This window comes from Teredinibacter sp. KSP-S5-2, assembly GCF_032773895.1.
Lineage (GTDB): Bacteria > Pseudomonadota > Gammaproteobacteria > Pseudomonadales > Cellvibrionaceae.
On record NZ_CP120416.1, the window covers coordinates 3,903,354 to 3,921,114 of the forward strand.

A 17,761-nucleotide genomic window follows, 5' to 3' on the forward strand; every position below is an offset into this window, starting at 1 on the left:
CCAACGACGCCCCTTAAAGGAGAATCTCTCTCTCAATCCAACTTTGACACAACAAAAAAACATGATCAGACTCAATTATCCAAAACTAAAGCGCAGCAAGTTTATCACGCATTGCCGCAATTGCATGTGAATAGGATTCTTGCCCAAATATCGCCGACCCGGCAACAAAAACATTCGCCCCCGCTTCAGCAATTTGCTGGATATTATTCACACCGACACCACCATCGATTTCAAGCAAGGTATCCAACCCCCGGCTTTCAATGAGTTTTCTCGCCTCTTCTACCTTGCCTAAGACATAAGGCAAAAATGCCTGCCCACCAAAACCCGGGTTTACTGACATCAGCAGCAACATATCCAGCTGATCCAACACACAGTCCACAACACTCAACGGTGTAGCAGGGTTTAATACCAAGCCGGGTTGGCAGCCGTGATCGCGAATGAGTTTTATCGATCTATCCACATGTCGAGAGGCATCAGGATGAAACGTGATGTATGTGGCACCAGCCTCCGCAAACTTAACAATGAGCTCATCGACAGGCTCAACCATCAGATGCACGTCTATTGGTGCCGTAATTCCGTACTGGCGCAAGGCTTTACAGACCATTGGCCCGAAGCTGAGATTAGGCACGTAATGGTTATCCATTACATCAAAATGCACGATATCTGCCCCAGCTTGCAGGACAGCCTCGACATCCTCTCCTAATCTGGCGAAATCTGCCGATAAGATAGATGGGGCAATTTTATAATCGCCTTTTGGCTTGAGATTAACTTGCATCTTTGTGTCCTGGATACCAAGCTGAAAAATGAAGAGGCATTGTACAGAATATGCATTTGGCACTAAACCCAAAATCAGCATCAAACAGAAGATGGATTCGATTCACCCTGACAGTGGGTCTGTTCGCATCAGTCTTTCTCCCCATCAGTACATACGCCAGCGAATCCGCAGCGAATGCAAAACAGCAACAACTCATTTCGCAAGAACTGGAAAAGTTCACCGTTGTAGAGCTGTCAGCAGAAGGGGAAAAATTTATTGCCCTCTGGGAACCAGACAGAAGTGGCACACCGTTGGGGGCGATTCTCATTGCCCACGGAGAGGGTCAGACGGTTGACTGGCCACATACTCTGCACCCCCTTCGAACAGAAGTTGTCAAACACGGCTGGGCAACTCTATCCATCAGCCTACCCAACCCGAAAGTATCGTCAATTCCTGCCAGAGAGACAAAACCCACTAACGCAACGACTGTCGATAAACAGCCACCGTCTACTTCCGGTCAAACATCCCAAGCAGAGGAAAACACTGCAACTCAAGAACCGCCGCAAAAAACCAAACAAACTCCACCCGAACAGGCCGCCCAGGCACGAATCAAAGCAGGGATGGAATACCTGCAAGCCCAAGGTCAATACAACATCGTTGTTGTCGGTAACGGCATCAGCGCAACACGTATCGTATATTTCACAAAACAATTAACAGACCAAGCACCGAAAAAACAAAAAAGAAATATACGTCGGGCAAAAGCGCTGATTGAACGGCCTATTCGTGCAGTGGTGCTGATTAATGCCCGCAATAACATACCCAACTCAGAACAATACTCCCAGCCACTGCCAGAAATTCTCGACCTGCCAGATATCCCTATTCTGGATATTTATTTCGACACGCACTATCTGGATCAAAAAGAAGCTCGGGAACGCCTGGAGTCAGCAACAAACAGACACAAAGGAAACTATTTTCAGGTCAAGGTATTGGAGCCCAGCGCAGAAATATTCGATGGAGAAAACCGTTTAACACGAAGAATTCGTGGTTTTCTTAATAAACATGCCAAAGGGGTAGAGATTAAGTAATCGCTACAGGCACTGATTTCTTAGTTCTTGCAAACGCTCCGGGGTACCAATATCCATCCACACTCCAGAATAATATTCACCGTGCAGTTGTCCCCGTTCGATCGCCCAGTCGAACACTTCTTTCAATGGAAACTTCTCTCGAAGATTGGGGTAATCGGCAATAAGCTGGGGACGAAGGACACTTATCCCGCTAAAGGTGTAACCGATGTTTTCTCCTTCACGGGCAATCACTTTATCGTCATCTAAAGAAAAATCACCCAGGCTGTTGTGTGCCGGATTATCCACCAAAATAAGCCGACCAAAACTGTTTTCCGGCAAAGAGCCTTCCAATAGTTTTGCCAAAGGGAAATCGTGCCAAACATCGCCGTTCACCAGTAGAAACGGATCTGACCCAAGTAACGGTAGGGCCCGATTTAACGCCCCGGCCGTTTCCAGAGGTTCACTCTCCTTCGAATAATCAATTCGAACACCGAGCCTTGAACCATCCCCCAGAAAATGTTCAATCTGCTCGCCGAGATAAGAGACGTTAATAACAATCTCGGAAATACCGGCATGCCGAATTTTTTCTATCTGATATTCGATTAATACTTTGGGGCCGATTTTAAGTAAGGGCTTAGGTGTCGAGAGGGTGAGCGGCCGCATTCTTCTGCCTTCACCCGCCGCAAGAATCATTGCCTTCATGCCTGGCTAAACCACGGCTGTTTTTTTAACGCCGGTAATAATTGTTGTTTAAACCAGCTCGCAAAGTCATCCAATTGCGGATAGCGCTCAACAACCTCCTCCACATAGCGCACAACTCTCGGCAACTCGCGTAAATACCCCTCTTTGCCATCACGCAATGCTAAACGGGCAAATAGCCCGAGGACTTTGATGTGACGCTGCAGCCCCATCCAATCAAACCAGCGCAGGAACTGTTCTTCCGATACAGGTTTTAGAATACCGACATCAATCGCCATATTCGCGTAGGCAATTGCCCAACGCCTGACTTGCTCGGGCTCCCAACGTAGATAGCAATCTTTTAACAGCGAGGCTAAATCATAGGTAAACGGACCAGATAACGCGCCCTGGAAATCGATAACACCAGTGGAGCCATCTTCGCAATACACCATATTTTTCGAATGAAAATCGCGATGCACAATGACCTGTGGTTGCTCCAAGGCACTGTCAACGATGAGAGAATAAAAGCCATCCAACATGGCAGTTTCATCATCGGAAAGCGTCATGCCCAACAATTTATCAACCATCCACTCCTGCAATAAACGCATTTCAGTCAGAAGAAACGCTTGATTGTATGAGGAAAATAACGAAGTGGTTTTGCACTGCTGGATACGAAGCAAAGTAAATAGCGCTTCGCCATAGAGAACCTCGACATTTTCTGTCGTCAGGCAATCGAAAAACAGCGTTTCACCAAGGTCCTCTTCTAACAAAAAACCTCGTTCGTAATCATGCGCCAACACTTTGGGTACATGAATGCCGTTTTCGCGCAAAAAAGCAGCAATATTAACGAATGCCGGATTATCCTCCGTTTCCGGAGGAGACAGCGCCACCATGAAGGGCGGTGTTGTCTGGGTACGAAAATACCGTCTGAACCCTGCGTCACCGTTTAACGGAGACCAATTAAAATTCCCCTCGCAATGGTATTCAAGAGAGTCGAGCTGAGACTCAGCCCATTCTTTAAGCGATTCAATCTCAGCGGAACTACTGCATCCCTTGGTCATTTACTACACCTAATATTGTTGTTTTCTTTTTATCCGTACATATTCCAGCCGAATTGCTGGCCTGTACTATTTTTTCACTGTTATTATGTGGCCCCAAAAAAATGAGTATGCCGAAGCATAAAGCCTTGTACAATCGGCAATGAACCCCATTAGTCAGGCCAACGTTACTAATTTTAGCGGTTGGGTGTGTTTTTACCTTGATAAGACCAACAAAAATCTTTAGCAAAACCCCTTCAGAGCGTTGTTTAAAACTCTCTTTGCTTACCTACTCATCGTTAGCTCTACTGCTACCAATGCAAGCATATGCTGTAGAACCCCAGCATACGAGCACAGATTTTCACGATATGGATTGGGTTCACGAAAATCAATTGTCCGAGGAAGAACAGAAGAACCTGCCAGCGGGTTGTCACGGCAAGTATGTCGACCCCTTGGAACCGAAAGACGGAACAGCGCCCGCACAAACAGATGAATCTGCACCGTTGGTACTGGAAGCTGACCACTCTGTTGTCAAACAAGGTCAAACGGCCTCTCTACAGGGCAATGTCAAAGTACAAATGGGCGATAAGTCCATCGAAGCGGACACTCTGGAGTACGACCAGGAAAAAAATACCGGGCAACTCAAAGGCAATATTGCTGTTCGACAGCCCGGAATGCTAATTCGCAGTGAAGATGCCACCATTAATGCAGCGGAAAACACCTCAAAGATGTCCGGCTCCCGCTTTGTGATTCATGAGCAACATATACGGGGCTCAGCCAAAAGCATTGAACAGAAACAGGATGGTGTCATCGTATTAAAAGAAGGCACCTATACCAGTTGTGAGCCCGGGAGCAATACCTGGCAACTGGAAGGTCAAGAATTGAAAATCGACCAGGAGGAGCAAACCGGCTCGGGTAAAAATGTCACATTAAAAATTTCCTCCATACCAGTATTTTATTTGCCCTATATTGAATTTCCGATTGGTGACGAACGAAAAACAGGCCTGTTGTTTCCTTCAATTAGCAGTAGTGACGATGGCGGCCTGGATATCGCACTGCCCTATTATTTGAATCTGGCCCCCAATTATGACGCAACGCTGGTGCCCCGCTTTATCTCCGGCAGAGGGCTAATGCTGGAAGGGGAGGCTCGTCACCTTTCTCGCTTTTTCAACTCCGAAATGGACCTGGCTTTTCTCCCCAATGATGACGGAGGAGAAGATAGTGATGCGGACAGACTCATACAAGAAGGGGAAAGCGAAGCCACAATACGCCCATACAAAGGGGAAGATCGCTGGTTAGCGAGCTTTGCTCAGACAGGTGGGGCACGGGATGGCTGGTACTCCAATATTGACTTTACCAAGGTTAGCGACAGTAACTACTTCCGCGATTTTGGTACCGCCTCGCTCAGCGTAGCCAACACCACACATTTGGACCAGTCAGCCGAAGTGGGACGCTACGGGTCGAACTGGTACTGGCATGGGCTAGTTCAAAACCAGCAAGTTCTGCTGCGCGATATTGACCACCCTTACAGAAAGCTGCCAGAGTTCGCGTTTGTTGGTAACTACGATACATATGGTACCCGTTTCACTCTGGATCACGACTACACCTACTTCACTCACGAAGAAGACCAATGGCTGAATGGAACACCAATTATCAAAGGCCAGAGGTTTGCCACGGATTACCGTGCTTCCTGGTCAAAAGAAAACGCCTGGGGCTACATCAAACCTGAAATCGGGGTAAAAAGTCTAAACTACACCCTTGAAACCGATGCATTAAGAGCTGAAGCCGATGAAGAAATTCATCTAGTAACACCTCAAGCCAGCCTCGACACGGGCATTGTGCTGGAACATCCAGGCGGCGACTTATTACAAACAATCGAGCCTAGGCTGTTTTACCTTTATCGAGATTACACCAGCCACGAAGACTTACTGGATATTACGGAAGATGGGCAAAACCTGAACTTCGATACTTCAGCCCGAACCTTCACCTACTCACAGCTGTTTCGTGATTCCCGGTTCAGTGGCCAAGACCGCCTGGATGATGCCAATCAACTCAGTATCGGCGTGACATCCAACTGGAGTAAAAACAACGGTACACCGTTATTTTCGACCAGTATTGGCCAGACCTTTCATTTTGATGACCGTCGAGTTGGCCTCGACTCCACCACCAACAAAGACAACTTCTCCGAAATTGCCGGTGAAGTACAAATATATCTTGGCGCATTATCACAAGCCTATATCAATGGCCTCTACGACACTGGCAGCGACCAAATAGCACGAGGCAGTGCAGGCATTCACTACGCCAGTAAAGACTACAAGTACCTGTTTAATCTGGCTTATTCCTATGCCAAAGACTTCCAGGAATCCACCGGTAAACAGGTTCAGGATATCGACCAGGTGGATGTTTCCTGGGCAACGCCGCTGAGTAAACAATGGTTGCTTACCGCCAGGTATAATTACGATTTTACCAACGAGCAGGAACTTGAAACCTTCGTCGGACTCGAATACAACGATTGTTGCTACCGAATTCGTCTCTTGGCTCGACGCTGGCTGGACAGTAATATAGCCTCCCTCGATTCGCTGAACATCGACGATGCCAAATACGATCAGGGCATCTTTTTTGAAATCCAACTAAAAGGCTTGGGGGGCTCTGGCGCCAAGGTGAACTCGATACTCAATGAAAGCATCTTTGGCTATCGTGCTCGTGAACAACACCTTAAACAAAAACGCTAGACCTACAACTCTGGAACAACATAAAGAAGTTATCATGTCACTAAACCGTTTTACGCACACACTCCTACCCGCATTAGGCTGCGCCTTTCTTTCCCTCGCCAGCTCAATTGTTTTAGCCGCACCCCAAATGCTGGACCGAATTGTCGCAGTAGTCGATCAGGATGTAGTGACTCAAACAGAATTGGACGAACGAATTCAATCCATCGAAGCTCGCGTTGCCGGCCAGGGAGTCCGACTTCCGCCACGGGACGTACTTCAAAGCCAGGTACTGGATCAATTGATAGGAGAAACCCTGCAACTGGGCTTGGCCAGACGCTACGGGTTTGAAATCTCTGACCAGGAAGTGCTCAATGCCATAAGCGGCATGATGCAAAAGAATCAATGGACTGAGCAGGATCTGATTAACAACCTGAAAGCGGAAGGCAAAACACTGCACGAACTAAGAGAATCGGTTCGACGAGAACTAACACTTCGCTCCGTGGCACAAGGCGTCGTTCCATCGCGAATCAAGATTTCCGAACAGGATATCGATAACTTCTTAGGCTCCGCTGATGCACAGTTCTGGGCTTCCCCCGACTACAAAATCGGCCACATATTAATCCCGCTTTCCCGCTCAGCCTCAGCGAAGGAATCTTCCGAAGCGGAAGACAGGGCCCACCAGATATTCCAGAAACTAAAAAAAGGCGCGAACTTCGCGGAAATGGCGATCGCTGAATCCGGTGGCCCCGCAGCATTGGAAGGTGGTGACCTGGGTTGGCGTAAGACAACCGACCTGCCAACACTCTTTGCCGAAGTGATACCTAAACTTAATGAAGGAGAAGTCTCCAGTCCTATCCGCAGCCCTGCAGGTTTTCACATATTAAAGGTTTACCAAATACGCGGTGTGGAAAAACAGGAAATTATCGAAACCAAAGCCAGACATATCCTGATAAAAGAGACTGAAATCCGCAACAGCGAGCAGGCTAAAGCCAAGCTGACAGAAATTCGTCAAGCCATCATAGGTGGTGAGGATTTCGCCAAGATGGCAAAAGAGCATTCGGACGATATTGGCTCCAAGCTTTCCGGTGGTGACTTGGGATGGGCCAGACCAGGCATGTTTGTACCAGCATTTGAAAAAACCATGCAAGGAGCGAAAATCGGTGATATCAGCCAGCCTTTCAAAAGCCGTTTTGGCTGGCACATTCTGCAAGTTCAAGAACGTCGTACCGAAGACATGACCGAAGAAGCACGCCGCATGAAAGCACGCAATATTCTGATGAGCCGACGCTATGAAGATGAAGTCCAGCTTTGGCTACAGGAAATGCGTGACGAAGCATTTATCCAGATTAAAATCTAATCTCTATACCTAAACAAAAAGGGGCGAATCACAGTGTCAGACGTTGTTCGAATTGGAATTACTCCTGGCGAACCGGCCGGAATCGGCCCCGAATTGTTAGTAAAAATTGCTCAAGAGCCCCAAGAATGTGAGTTGGTAGCGATATGCGACCCGGAACTCCTTAAACAGGCCGCCTTGGCAATCAATATGGACATTCACATCAGGGATGTCGACTGGCAGGCGGCGCCATCACCATCCGCAGCAGGGGAAATATCTGTTGCAGCCATTCCGATGGCCACAGCCAACCGCTTTGGCCACCTATCTGTCTCCAACGCCAAATATGTCGTTGAGACGCTAGGAGCTGCTGCTCAGTACTGCATGGAAAACAAACTGGCCGCCATAGTTACCGGCCCAGTACAAAAGAGTGTGATTAACGATTCCGGTATGCCTTTTTCCGGTCACACCGAATTTTTTGCCGAACGCAGTAATACCCCGAAAGTGGTGATGATGCTCGCCACAGAGGGCTTAAGAGTGGCATTGGCGACCACACACTTACCACTGAAAGATGTACCTGCCGCCATTACTTCAGAATCCTTAACTGAGGTAATTCAAATTCTCCACCACGACCTTAAAACCAAATTCGGTATCGAATCCCCCCGAATTCTAGTCTGTGGCCTTAACCCCCACGCAGGAGAAGGTGGCCATTTGGGCATGGAAGAAATTGAAGTTATCAACCCGATTCTAAATACCTTACGCGAAACCGGAATGAATTTATCCAGCGCCTTACCCGCGGATACGCTGTTTACAGAACACAACCTACATGAAGCCGATGCCGTTCTGGCCATGTACCACGACCAGGGCTTACCTGTGTTAAAGCACAAAGGCTTCGGCAAAGCCGTGAATATTACATTAGGGCTACCTTTTATCCGCACCTCGGTTGATCACGGCACTGCACTGGATTTAGCCGGCAAGGGTATTGCTGATGTGGGCAGCCTGAAACACGCCATCCGCTATGCCTACACTATGGCTCGCATGTCAGCCTAATTCGTTACATATACTGAGGCATATCTTGTCAAAACCAACGCTTATCCATAAAGCCCGTAAACGTTTCGGTCAGAACTTTCTGATCGATCAGGGCATTATTCAACATATCGTGCGCTCAATCCGTCCAAAAGAAACGGATAACATTATCGAAATCGGCCCCGGCAAGGGCGCCATCACCAGCCTGTTAATCGACGAATGCCCCAACCTGCAGGTTGTCGAACTGGATCGGGACCTTGTGCCAATTCTCCTGGCTCAATTTGCCACCTACCCAAATTTCAAAATCCATCAAACCGATGCGTTGAAATTCGATTTCGGCCAGCTGGCAACAGAGCAACCGTTACGTGTAGTCGGTAACCTGCCCTACAACATATCCACACCACTGATATTTCATCTGCTGAGCTTCCAACAGCAGATTCGTGATATGCATTTTATGCTGCAAAAAGAAGTGGTAGACCGTTTGGCCGCGGCTCCTGGGGACAAAAACTACGGCCGCCTAAGTGTGATGACACAATACTATTGCCAAGTGGAGTGGCTATTTGATGTTCCCCCCGAAAGCTTTCGCCCTATGCCGAAAGTCAATTCCGCGATAGTACGACTCACACCGCACCAGCAACTGCCATATATCGCCGATAACATAGATCACTTAAAACAGTTGGTGACCGCCGCGTTCTCACAACGACGAAAAACATTGAGAAACGCGTTGAAGCCTCTATTGGAAAACTTTGATGGTGACATTCCGCTGGATTTATCCCGCCGAGCGGAATCTGTCAGCCTCGAAGAATACGTACAAGCCAGTAACGCCATGACGCAGCAAAGCACAACACTATGATCCACGTTGACGTAAAAACCACATACCTAGAAGAACAATCCGATGCATCCAAGCATCAATATGTATACGCCTACACCATCAGGATTGAAAACAAAGGGGATGAAACCGCCCAACTCATCAGCCGCCATTGGATCATTACTGATGCCAACAGCCGTGTGCAGGAAGTTAAAGGTGAAGGCGTGATTGGCGAACAGCCCGTTCTCGCTCCCGGCGAGGTCTACACCTATACCAGCGGCGTGGTGCTGGAAACCAGCTCCGGCACAATGGAAGGCAGCTATACCATGCGCAAAGAGGATGGTGAGGAGTTTCAGGCAGAAATTCCCACTTTCGCCCTGGTTCAACCACACGCATTGCATTAAAAGGGAGAGCCTGTGGCTACCTATGCTGTAGGGGATATACAAGGTTGCTTGGCACCCCTGCTTAAACTCCTTAATCACGTAGAGTTCGACGATCAGCGCGATACGCTCTGGCTCGCAGGTGACTTGGTGAATCGCGGCCCAGATAGCCTTGAAACCCTGAGATTTGTTAAAAGCCTGGGCGACAGCGCGAAAGTCGTACTCGGCAACCATGATCTCCATCTGATGGCTTCGGCACTGGGGTATAAAAGGCTCGGGCCAAAGGACACACTAAATCCGATACTCAAGGCAAAAGACAGCGACGAGCTTCTCCACTGGCTGCACCAACAACCGCTGGTTCACTATGACCCGGAGTTGAATTACTGCATGGTTCACGCTGGTATTCCACCCATCTGGTCAATTAAAAAAGCGTTGAAGCGATCGAAAGAAATCGAACAGGTATTACAGTCTGAGCAATGTGTTCGCTTCTTTGCCAATATGTATGGCAATCTTCCCAGCAAATGGTCTAGGGATCTTCAAGGCCCGGAACGTTGGCGAGTCATCACTAACTACTTCACGCGCATGCGCTTTTGCAAGGCCGATGGCGAATTGGAACTCACAACCAAGACCGGCCCAGAAGCAGCCCCCGAGGGCTACGCTCCCTGGTTCAGCCACAGCAATCACAAATGCAAAGGCGAAAACATTATTTTCGGCCACTGGGCAGCGCTGATGGGAAAAACCGGCCATGACAATTTTATTGGGCTGGACACAGGCTGTGTCTGGGGAGGCACCCTGACCATGATGCGACTGGATGACAAGCAAAAATTCAGCGTGGGTTATCGCTAATACCGCTTAGATATCGAGTGTGATTTGCCCCAGGCCGCCCTGTCGCAACCAAGCATTCCACCCCACCTGTAAACCCGTGTTGCTGCCAATATAGTGTTTATTTACCAAATAACGACTCAACACCTGGCTGCCACGCTTATATTCGTGTAGCAAACGCGTCAAAAACGCACGACCATTGGCACTGGACAGTAAAAAGTACACCAACTCGCCTGCCATGCACTGGTATATGTAATTGCGCTTGTTTTGGTGACGCCAATCTCTGCTTTGCATCTCCAGAAACTGATCAAGCGTGATCTTCTGCGAAGATTCACTAAAATATCGGTGATTATCAGCATGTCGACCAATCACCAAACCAGAATCCGACCCCGTAATGGTTTCCATCTGCTCCGCCAGGCCTTCGTTCAACCAGGCAGGTGCATAATCGGACAGTGTATGGGTAATCGCATGACTGACTTCATGCCGGATAGTGGCGAAGGTTTTGTGTCTTTCGTCCTGCAAAAACGCGTAAATACTATGTTGATCAGGCAAATACACGCCCAAAGTATTCCTCGCGTTGTATCCAGAAATACGATCAACTTCACGAAGGTACTCGGCTTCACTGCCAAACAGATGAACCTTTACTGGTACTGTTTTATGGAAATCAAAGTGCATTACCTTGTCAAAAAAGCGATACACATCAATAACCCCCTGACGAATCCCCTTTAACTCTTCCTCGCTGAGTTCAACATTGACCGCCTTAACGGATATATCAAATGGTTGCCACTGACTCACAGTGGTGCGGACTTGCACTTGCTCGGCATCTTGCGCCGAGCTGGTGACCACATTGCGTTTATCACCAAAATGCACCTTACCGTTTTCGTCTACCCAGCGGTAAATTTCGCCATGGGCAAACCCAGCCAGACCACTGATTAGAATCATCAGAGTTTTTAACAAAGTAAGTAATCCCTTACTCATAAACTACGGTGCCCCTTACTGCTATTCGTAACCATTCGGGTTATTGGACTGCCAGCGCCAGGCGTCTTCGACCATTCTCTGAATACCATATTCCGCTCGCCAGCTTAACTCTCTAGCCGCCAGACCTGGGTCTGCATAGCACTCGGCAATATCACCAGCTCGACGTTCAACGATGTCAAAAGCCACCGTCTTACCACTGGTTTCCTCAAAGGCCTTAACCACTTCTAATACACTGTAACCGTTACCCGTTCCCAAGTTATAGGTATAGCAACCGGCATCAGCCTGTTGCAGCTTCTGAATGGCCTTTACATGTCCTTTGGCCAAATCCACCACATGAATGTAGTCACGAACCCCAGTGCCATCCCGAGTGGGATAATCATCACCAAAAACTCGCAGCTTCTCTAGTTTACCAACCGCAACCTGAGCGACAAAAGGCAACAAGTTGTTGGGAATTCCCTGAGGATCTTCACCAATACGACCACTTTCGTGTGCCCCAATCGGGTTAAAGTAACGCAGTAAACACACCTTATGCTTGCTTGATTGTGATTTACACACATCACGCAGAATCTCTTCGACCATTAACTTGCTACGACCATAAGGGTTGGTCGCACTGGTAGGGAAATCTTCCAAAATGGGGACAGAAGCCGGGTCGCCGTAGACAGTTGCAGAAGAACTGAACAACAATCGCTCTACACCAAACTCATCCATTACCTGGCAAAGCGCAATCGTTCCGCCCACATTATTGTGATAATAAGTTAGTGGGATGTCATTGGACTCACCCACAGCCTTTAAGCCGGCAAAATGAATCACCGAATCGATATCATATTGTTGAAAGACTTCACGCATAGCCGGCTTGTCACAGATATCCACTTGATAAAAAGGGATTTGTTTGCCAACAATTTCTTCAACACGTTTTAGTGACTCAAGCTTGCTGTTGTAAAGATTATCCACAACAACAATATCAAACCCCGATTCAATAAGCTCAATGCAGGTATGACTCCCGATATAACCTGCTCCTCCTGTCACTAATACTGTCATAACTTAAAACCCTTTGTTGGTTAAACTGCGTTCAATATCAATACGTTAGCTACGCACAGGCTGTTAATTATCACATAGTAAAAGCTTTTTATTGAAATCTATTTTTTTAAAACCCACGTAACTAAAAAATAATGCGCAAAAATGATTGATTAAGCGATGAGTCGAATTGATTGGTCGGCTGGCCTGAAGTTTGAATATAAATAACCATAAAGTACCCAACGACAACGTTTTGTCGCTTTTTGAGAATTATTCACACTATTAGGACTCTAAGGTTCTATCCTTAAAAGAAGGAGTTAGGTTCAAAAGTAAAGATAACTGTTTTATCCCGCTAGTGAGCGAGGGGGTACGCGAGGAGGCCTGCTGCATGACAATTTTTAGTCATTACCAAAAACGCTACGAGAAAACCCAGCAAGAAGAACTCACAATTCAAGAATATTTGGATCTGTGTAAAAAAGACCCCAGTGTATACGCTACAGCGTCAGAACGAATGCTGAAAGCGATTGGCGAACCTGAGCTTGTCGACACATCAAAAGACTCTCGACTCAGTCGAATCTTCTCTAATAAAGTAATAAAACGTTATAAAGCCTTTGAAGAATTTTATGGCATGGAAGAAGCTATCCAACAGATAGTCTCCTTTTTCCGTCACGCTGCTCAGGGGCTTGAAGAGAAGAAACAAATACTTTACTTACTCGGCCCGGTTGGCGGTGGTAAATCATCCCTGGCTGAACGATTAAAATCCTTAATAGAAAAAGAACCCATATACTGCATTAAAGACTCTCCCGTATACGAATCCCCATTAGGGTTATTTGACCCGGAAGAGGACGCCGAAATTCTGGAAGAAGACTACGGTATTCCAAGACGTTACATCAAAACCATTATGTCTCCCTGGGCAGTAAAGCGTTTGCACGAATTCGGTGGTGATATAAGTAAATTTAAAGTGGTCAAACTTTATCCCTCCGTGCTAGATCAAATTGCTGTTTCAAAAACAGAGCCTGGAGACGAAAACAATCAGGATATTTCCTCTCTGGTTGGTAAAGTGGATATTCGAAAGCTTGAAGATTTCCCACAAAACGACCCGGATGCCTATAGCTTTTCTGGAGGGCTATGCCGCTCCAATCAGGGCATGATGGAATTTGTGGAAATGTTTAAGGCGCCCATAAAGGTCTTACACCCTCTCCTTACCGCAACGCAAGAAGGTAATTACAATTCAACAGAAGGTTTGGGTGCAATTCCCTTTGAAGGCATTGTGCTTGCACACTCCAACGAAGCGGAATGGCAAACTTTTAAAAACAACAAAAACAATGAGGCATTTATTGATCGTGTCTATATCGTTAAAGTGCCTTATTGTTTGAGAGTTTCAGAAGAAATTCATATTTACGAAAAACTCCTCCAAAACAGTTCTCTATCCAAATGCCCATGCGCGCCCGACACATTGCGCATGCTGGCACAATTCAGCGTACTTTCACGTATTAAAGAACCGGAGAACTCCAGTATCTATTCCAAGATGCGTATTTACGATGGTGAAAACTTAAAAGATACCGACCCCAAAGCGAAATCCCATCAGGAATATGAGGACGCAGCAGGTGTCGACGAAGGCATGGATGGTTTATCAACCCGATTTGCGTTCAAAATTTTATCCAAGGTATTTAATTTCGACCCGATAGAAATTGCAGCTAACCCGGTCCACCTTCTTTATGTTCTGGAAAAGCAAATTGAGCAAGAACAATTTCAAGATGAGATTCGCGATAAATACCTCGGATTTATCAAAGAGTATATGGCACCCAGATATGTTGAATTTATCGGCAAGGAAATTCAAACCGCGTATCTGGAATCCTATGCCGAATATGGGCAAAATATTTTTGACCGCTACGTTATCTATGCCGACTTCTGGATTCAGGATCAGGAATACCGCGACCCTGAAACTGGTGAGATACTGGATAGGGCATCATTAAATGAAGAGCTGGAAAAAATAGAAAAGCCAGCTGGCATTAGTAACCCCAAAGATTTCCGTAACGAGATTGTTAACTTTGTTCTTCGCGCACGCGCCAACAACAATGGCAATAACCCAGTTTGGAACAGCTACGAAAAACTGCGCACAGTAATTGAGAAGAAAATGTTCTCCAATACGGAAGACCTATTACCTGTTATTTCCTTTAACACCAAATCTTCTGCTGATGACAAGAAAAAACACGAAGACTTTGTTGCCCGAATGGTGGCCAGGGGTTATACGGAGAAACAGGTTCGCTTACTGTCCGAATGGTATCTGCGTGTAAGGAAATCCCAATAGGTATAAATTGCAATGCAGTCTACGTAGGTTAACTATGAGCTACATCATTGATCGGCGCCTCAACTCCAAAAAGAAAAGCATGGTCAACCGCCAGCGATTTTTGAGGCGCTATCGCAACCACATTAAAAAAGCCGTCGCCAAAGCCGTGGATAAACGCTCCATAATGGATATGGAGAAAGGCGAGAAAATCAGCATCCCGTCCAAAGACATTAACGAGCCCATTTTTCACCACGGCGATGGCGGAACCAATACTCGGGTTTTGCCAGGCAACGATCAGTTTATCGCCGGCGATCAAATCCAACGCCCCCAAGGAGGTGGCGGACAAGGTGGTGGTTCCGGCCAAAATGCCAGTGACAGCGGAGAAGGCGAAGACGATTTTATCTTTCAAATAACTCAGGAAGAGTTCCTCGATTTCATGTTCGAAGACCTTGAACTCCCCAACCTGGTAAAAAGGCAGTTGTCAGGAACAGAGGATTTTGAATTTCGACGGGCGGGCTTCAGTAATCAGGGCTCGCCGGGAAAAATAAACGTTATTCGTTCAATGCGTTCTGCCAAATCACGTCGGATAGCGTTAACCGGCCCCAAAAAGAAACAGATCCGTCAACTTGAGGAAGAGCTATCAGCCCTTGAGGATGATGAAAAAGATCCAACCGAAAAACGGGCAGAACTGGAACAAAAAATAAAAAAGCTGAAAGCCCAGATCCATAAAATACCCTGGCTGGACGATTTTGACCTTAAGTACAACTTGCACGTTAAGCAGCCCATCCCCCACTCCAGAGCCGTCATGTTTTGCATCATGGATGTATCGGGTTCGATGGATCAGGCGACCAAAGATATCGCCAAACGATTTTTCCTGCTGCTGTACATGTTCCTGAACAGGAACTATGAAAAAACAGAAGTGGTGTTTATTCGCCATCACACTAGCGCAAAAGAGGTGGATGAACAGGAATTTTTCTATTCCAGAGAAACAGGCGGCACCATTGTTTCCAGTGCATTAAAGCTCATGGATGAAGTTCTTCAGGAACGATATCCGATCTCAGAATGGAATATTTACGCAGCACAAGCATCTGACGGTGATAACTGGAATGATGACTCCACTATTTGCTACCGACTGTTAACGGAAAAAATTCTACCCAAACTACAGTATTTCTCTTATCTGGAAATCACCAACCGGGATCACCAGGCTCTGTGGCATGCTTACGCGCAAATTCAGAATGATTTTCCTGAAGCATTTTCTATGCGTCAGCTGGTCGATGCAAAAGATATATTCCCGGTATTTCGAGAGCTATTTCAGAAGAAAACACCATGACAAACAAACCCATTTCAACAGGGTCTGAGTGGACCTTCGAACTGATTGAAGAATATGATCGCGTTATCGGGAGCATCGCCAAAGAATTTGGTCTGGACACTTACCCAAACCAAATAGAAGTCATCAATTCTGAACAGATGATGGACGCTTATGCCTCTGTTGGCATGCCTCTCGGATACAACCATTGGTCTTACGGCAAACAGTTTCTCAGTGTTGAACAGTCTTATACTCGCGGACAAATGGGGTTAGCTTACGAAATCGTCATTAACTCCAACCCTTGCATAGCTTATTTAATGGAAGAAAACAGCATCACCATGCAGGCATTGGTGATCGCCCACGCATGTTATGGCCACAATTCATTTTTCAAAGGCAACTATTTGTTCCGCAGCTGGACAGACGCCGGATCGATTATCGATTATTTAGTCTTCGCTAAAAACTATATCGCCAAATGTGAAGAAAAATACGGTGTGGAATCCGTTGAAAACATTCTCGATTCCTGCCACGCACTCATGAGTCATGGTGTTGATCGATACAAACGCCCCTATCCCATATCCAATCACGAGGAGCAGGAAAGACAAAAAGAACGGGAAGAATACTTACAGAAACAGGTCAACGACTTATGGCGAACGATTCCCGAGTCGCAACAGCAGGCATCGGAAAAAAATAAACTACGTTTTCCATCTGAACCCCAGGAAAACCTACTCTATTTTATTGAGAAAAATGCACCGTTATTAGAACCCTGGCAAAGAGAAGTAGTGCGTATAGTGCGCAAAATTGCGCAATATTTTTATCCTCAAAAGCAAACCCAAGTAATGAATGAAGGCTGGGCATGCTTCTGGCATCACTTTTTGCTCAACACCATGTACGACCGGGGTTATGTTACAGATGGATTTATGATGGAGTTTATGCAATCCCATTCCGGCGTCATTTATCAGCCTCCATACAATAGTCAGTATTTTTCTGGTATCAACCCTTATACCTTGGGCTTTCATATGATGCAGGACATCAAACGCATATGTGAGAACCCAACCGACGAAGACAAGCATTGGTTCCCGGATATTGCTGGCAGCGACTGGATTAAAACTCTGGATTTCGCCATGCGTAATTTTAAGGACGAAAGCTTTATTCTTCAGTTTCTCTCACCCAAACTCATGCGCGAGTTAAAACTATTCCTTATTCTTGATGACGACACGAAGAAGAATATTGAAGTTACCCACATTCATGATGAACTGGGTTATCGTGAAATTCGTGAAGCATTGTCCGCACAATACAACCTCGGTAATCGGGAACCCAACATTCAAGTGTACGATGTGGATGTCCGCGGCGACAGATCTCTTACCTTGCACCACTATCGATTTAACCGAAAACCACTAGACAAATCGACAGAAGAAGTGCTCAAACATGTTCATCGCCTATGGGGATTTGATGTGCATATTCATTCACTTGAAAACGATAAAATTAAACAAAGTTTTCACTGCCCCCCTATTCCTGAGCCTGTCGAGGACGAAGCAAAGGATAATTCTTCCCATTAAATACCAA

At 46.5% G+C, this 17,761-nt stretch carries 15 protein-coding genes; 10 read left to right on the top strand and 5 right to left on the bottom strand.

Features of this window, described 5'->3' with window-relative positions:
• Positions 1–85: 85 nt before the first annotated feature.
• The gene (rpe, locus tag P5V12_RS16590; RefSeq protein ID WP_316954208.1) at positions 86–775 is read right to left on the bottom strand and encodes a ribulose-phosphate 3-epimerase; all 690 of its coding nucleotides are present in this window, start codon (positions 773–775) and stop codon (positions 86–88) included.
• A gap of 50 nt (positions 776–825) precedes the next feature.
• On the opposite strand from rpe, the gene P5V12_RS16595 reads away from it, so the two are divergent.
• Entirely contained in the window at positions 826–1,839 is a 1,014-nt protein-coding gene (locus P5V12_RS16595) for a DUF3530 family protein (protein ID WP_316954209.1), read from the top strand.
• A gap of 3 nt (positions 1,840–1,842) precedes the next feature.
• Here P5V12_RS16595 and murU read toward each other — a convergent pair whose 3' ends face one another.
• Positions 1,843–2,520, bottom strand: coding sequence for an N-acetylmuramate alpha-1-phosphate uridylyltransferase MurU (gene murU, locus P5V12_RS16600; RefSeq protein ID WP_316954210.1), 678 nt, complete (start codon positions 2,518–2,520; stop codon positions 1,843–1,845).
• The gene (locus tag P5V12_RS16605; protein WP_316954211.1) at positions 2,517–3,557 is read right to left on the bottom strand and encodes an aminoglycoside phosphotransferase family protein; all 1,041 of its coding nucleotides are present in this window, start codon (positions 3,555–3,557) and stop codon (positions 2,517–2,519) included. Before P5V12_RS16605 ends, murU begins: the two co-directional genes overlap by 4 nt.
• 344 nt (positions 3,558–3,901) lie before the next feature.
• Here P5V12_RS16605 and P5V12_RS16610 point away from each other — a divergent pair, with 344 nt between their 5' ends.
• Genes P5V12_RS16610 through P5V12_RS16635 form a run of 6 tightly spaced genes read left to right on the top strand, consistent with a single transcriptional unit; the run spans position 3,902 to position 10,634 of the window.
• Complete coding sequence (locus P5V12_RS16610) at positions 3,902–6,265, top strand: LPS-assembly protein LptD (protein ID WP_316954212.1); 2,364 nt, start codon at positions 3,902–3,904, stop codon at positions 6,263–6,265.
• A 34-nt stretch (positions 6,266–6,299) separates the two neighbouring features.
• Positions 6,300–7,601: a peptidylprolyl isomerase gene (locus P5V12_RS16615; protein WP_316954213.1), complete on the top strand. Its 1,302-nt coding sequence runs from the start codon at positions 6,300–6,302 to the stop codon at positions 7,599–7,601.
• Positions 7,602–7,634: 33 nt separating this feature from the next.
• Positions 7,635–8,624 carry a 4-hydroxythreonine-4-phosphate dehydrogenase PdxA gene (pdxA, locus tag P5V12_RS16620; protein ID WP_316954214.1) on the top strand — a complete coding sequence of 330 codons (990 nt, stop codon included), beginning with the start codon at positions 7,635–7,637 and terminating at the stop codon, positions 8,622–8,624.
• Positions 8,625–8,649: 25 nt separating this feature from the next.
• Positions 8,650–9,453: a 16S rRNA (adenine(1518)-N(6)/adenine(1519)-N(6))-dimethyltransferase RsmA gene (gene rsmA, locus P5V12_RS16625; protein ID WP_410483300.1), complete on the top strand. Its 804-nt coding sequence runs from the start codon at positions 8,650–8,652 to the stop codon at positions 9,451–9,453.
• A complete protein-coding gene (apaG, locus tag P5V12_RS16630; RefSeq protein ID WP_316954215.1) occupies positions 9,450–9,812 on the top strand; it encodes a Co2+/Mg2+ efflux protein ApaG in 363 nt (120 codons plus the stop codon). Before rsmA ends, apaG begins: the two co-directional genes overlap by 4 nt.
• A 12-nt stretch (positions 9,813–9,824) precedes the next feature.
• Positions 9,825–10,634: a symmetrical bis(5'-nucleosyl)-tetraphosphatase gene (locus P5V12_RS16635; RefSeq protein WP_316954216.1), complete on the top strand. Its 810-nt coding sequence runs from the start codon at positions 9,825–9,827 to the stop codon at positions 10,632–10,634.
• A gap of 6 nt (positions 10,635–10,640) precedes the next feature.
• Here the strand turns inward: P5V12_RS16635 and P5V12_RS16640 are convergent, their stop codons facing one another.
• Together P5V12_RS16640 and galE are read right to left on the bottom strand one after the other, a co-directional pair.
• The gene (locus tag P5V12_RS16640; RefSeq protein ID WP_316954217.1) at positions 10,641–11,588 is read right to left on the bottom strand and encodes a DUF4124 domain-containing protein; all 948 of its coding nucleotides are present in this window, start codon (positions 11,586–11,588) and stop codon (positions 10,641–10,643) included.
• A gap of 21 nt (positions 11,589–11,609) precedes the next feature.
• Entirely contained in the window at positions 11,610–12,626 is a 1,017-nt protein-coding gene (gene galE / locus P5V12_RS16645; protein WP_316954218.1) for a UDP-glucose 4-epimerase GalE, read from the bottom strand.
• A 364-nt stretch (positions 12,627–12,990) separates the two neighbouring features.
• Between galE and P5V12_RS16650 the strand changes: the two genes are divergently transcribed.
• From P5V12_RS16650 to P5V12_RS16660, 3 genes are read left to right on the top strand one after another with little or no spacing between them, the layout of a single operon-like run.
• Positions 12,991–14,913 carry a PrkA family serine protein kinase gene (locus P5V12_RS16650; protein WP_316954219.1) on the top strand — a complete coding sequence of 641 codons (1,923 nt, stop codon included), beginning with the start codon at positions 12,991–12,993 and terminating at the stop codon, positions 14,911–14,913.
• 34 nt (positions 14,914–14,947) lie between these two features.
• A complete protein-coding gene (locus P5V12_RS16655) occupies positions 14,948–16,222 on the top strand; it encodes a YeaH/YhbH family protein (protein ID WP_316954220.1) in 1,275 nt (424 codons plus the stop codon).
• Positions 16,219–17,754, top strand: a complete 1,536-nt coding sequence (locus P5V12_RS16660) for a SpoVR family protein (protein WP_316954221.1) — start codon at positions 16,219–16,221, stop codon at positions 17,752–17,754. The genes P5V12_RS16655 and P5V12_RS16660 overlap by 4 nt, the downstream gene beginning before the upstream one ends.
• Positions 17,755–17,761 lie beyond the last annotated feature (7 nt).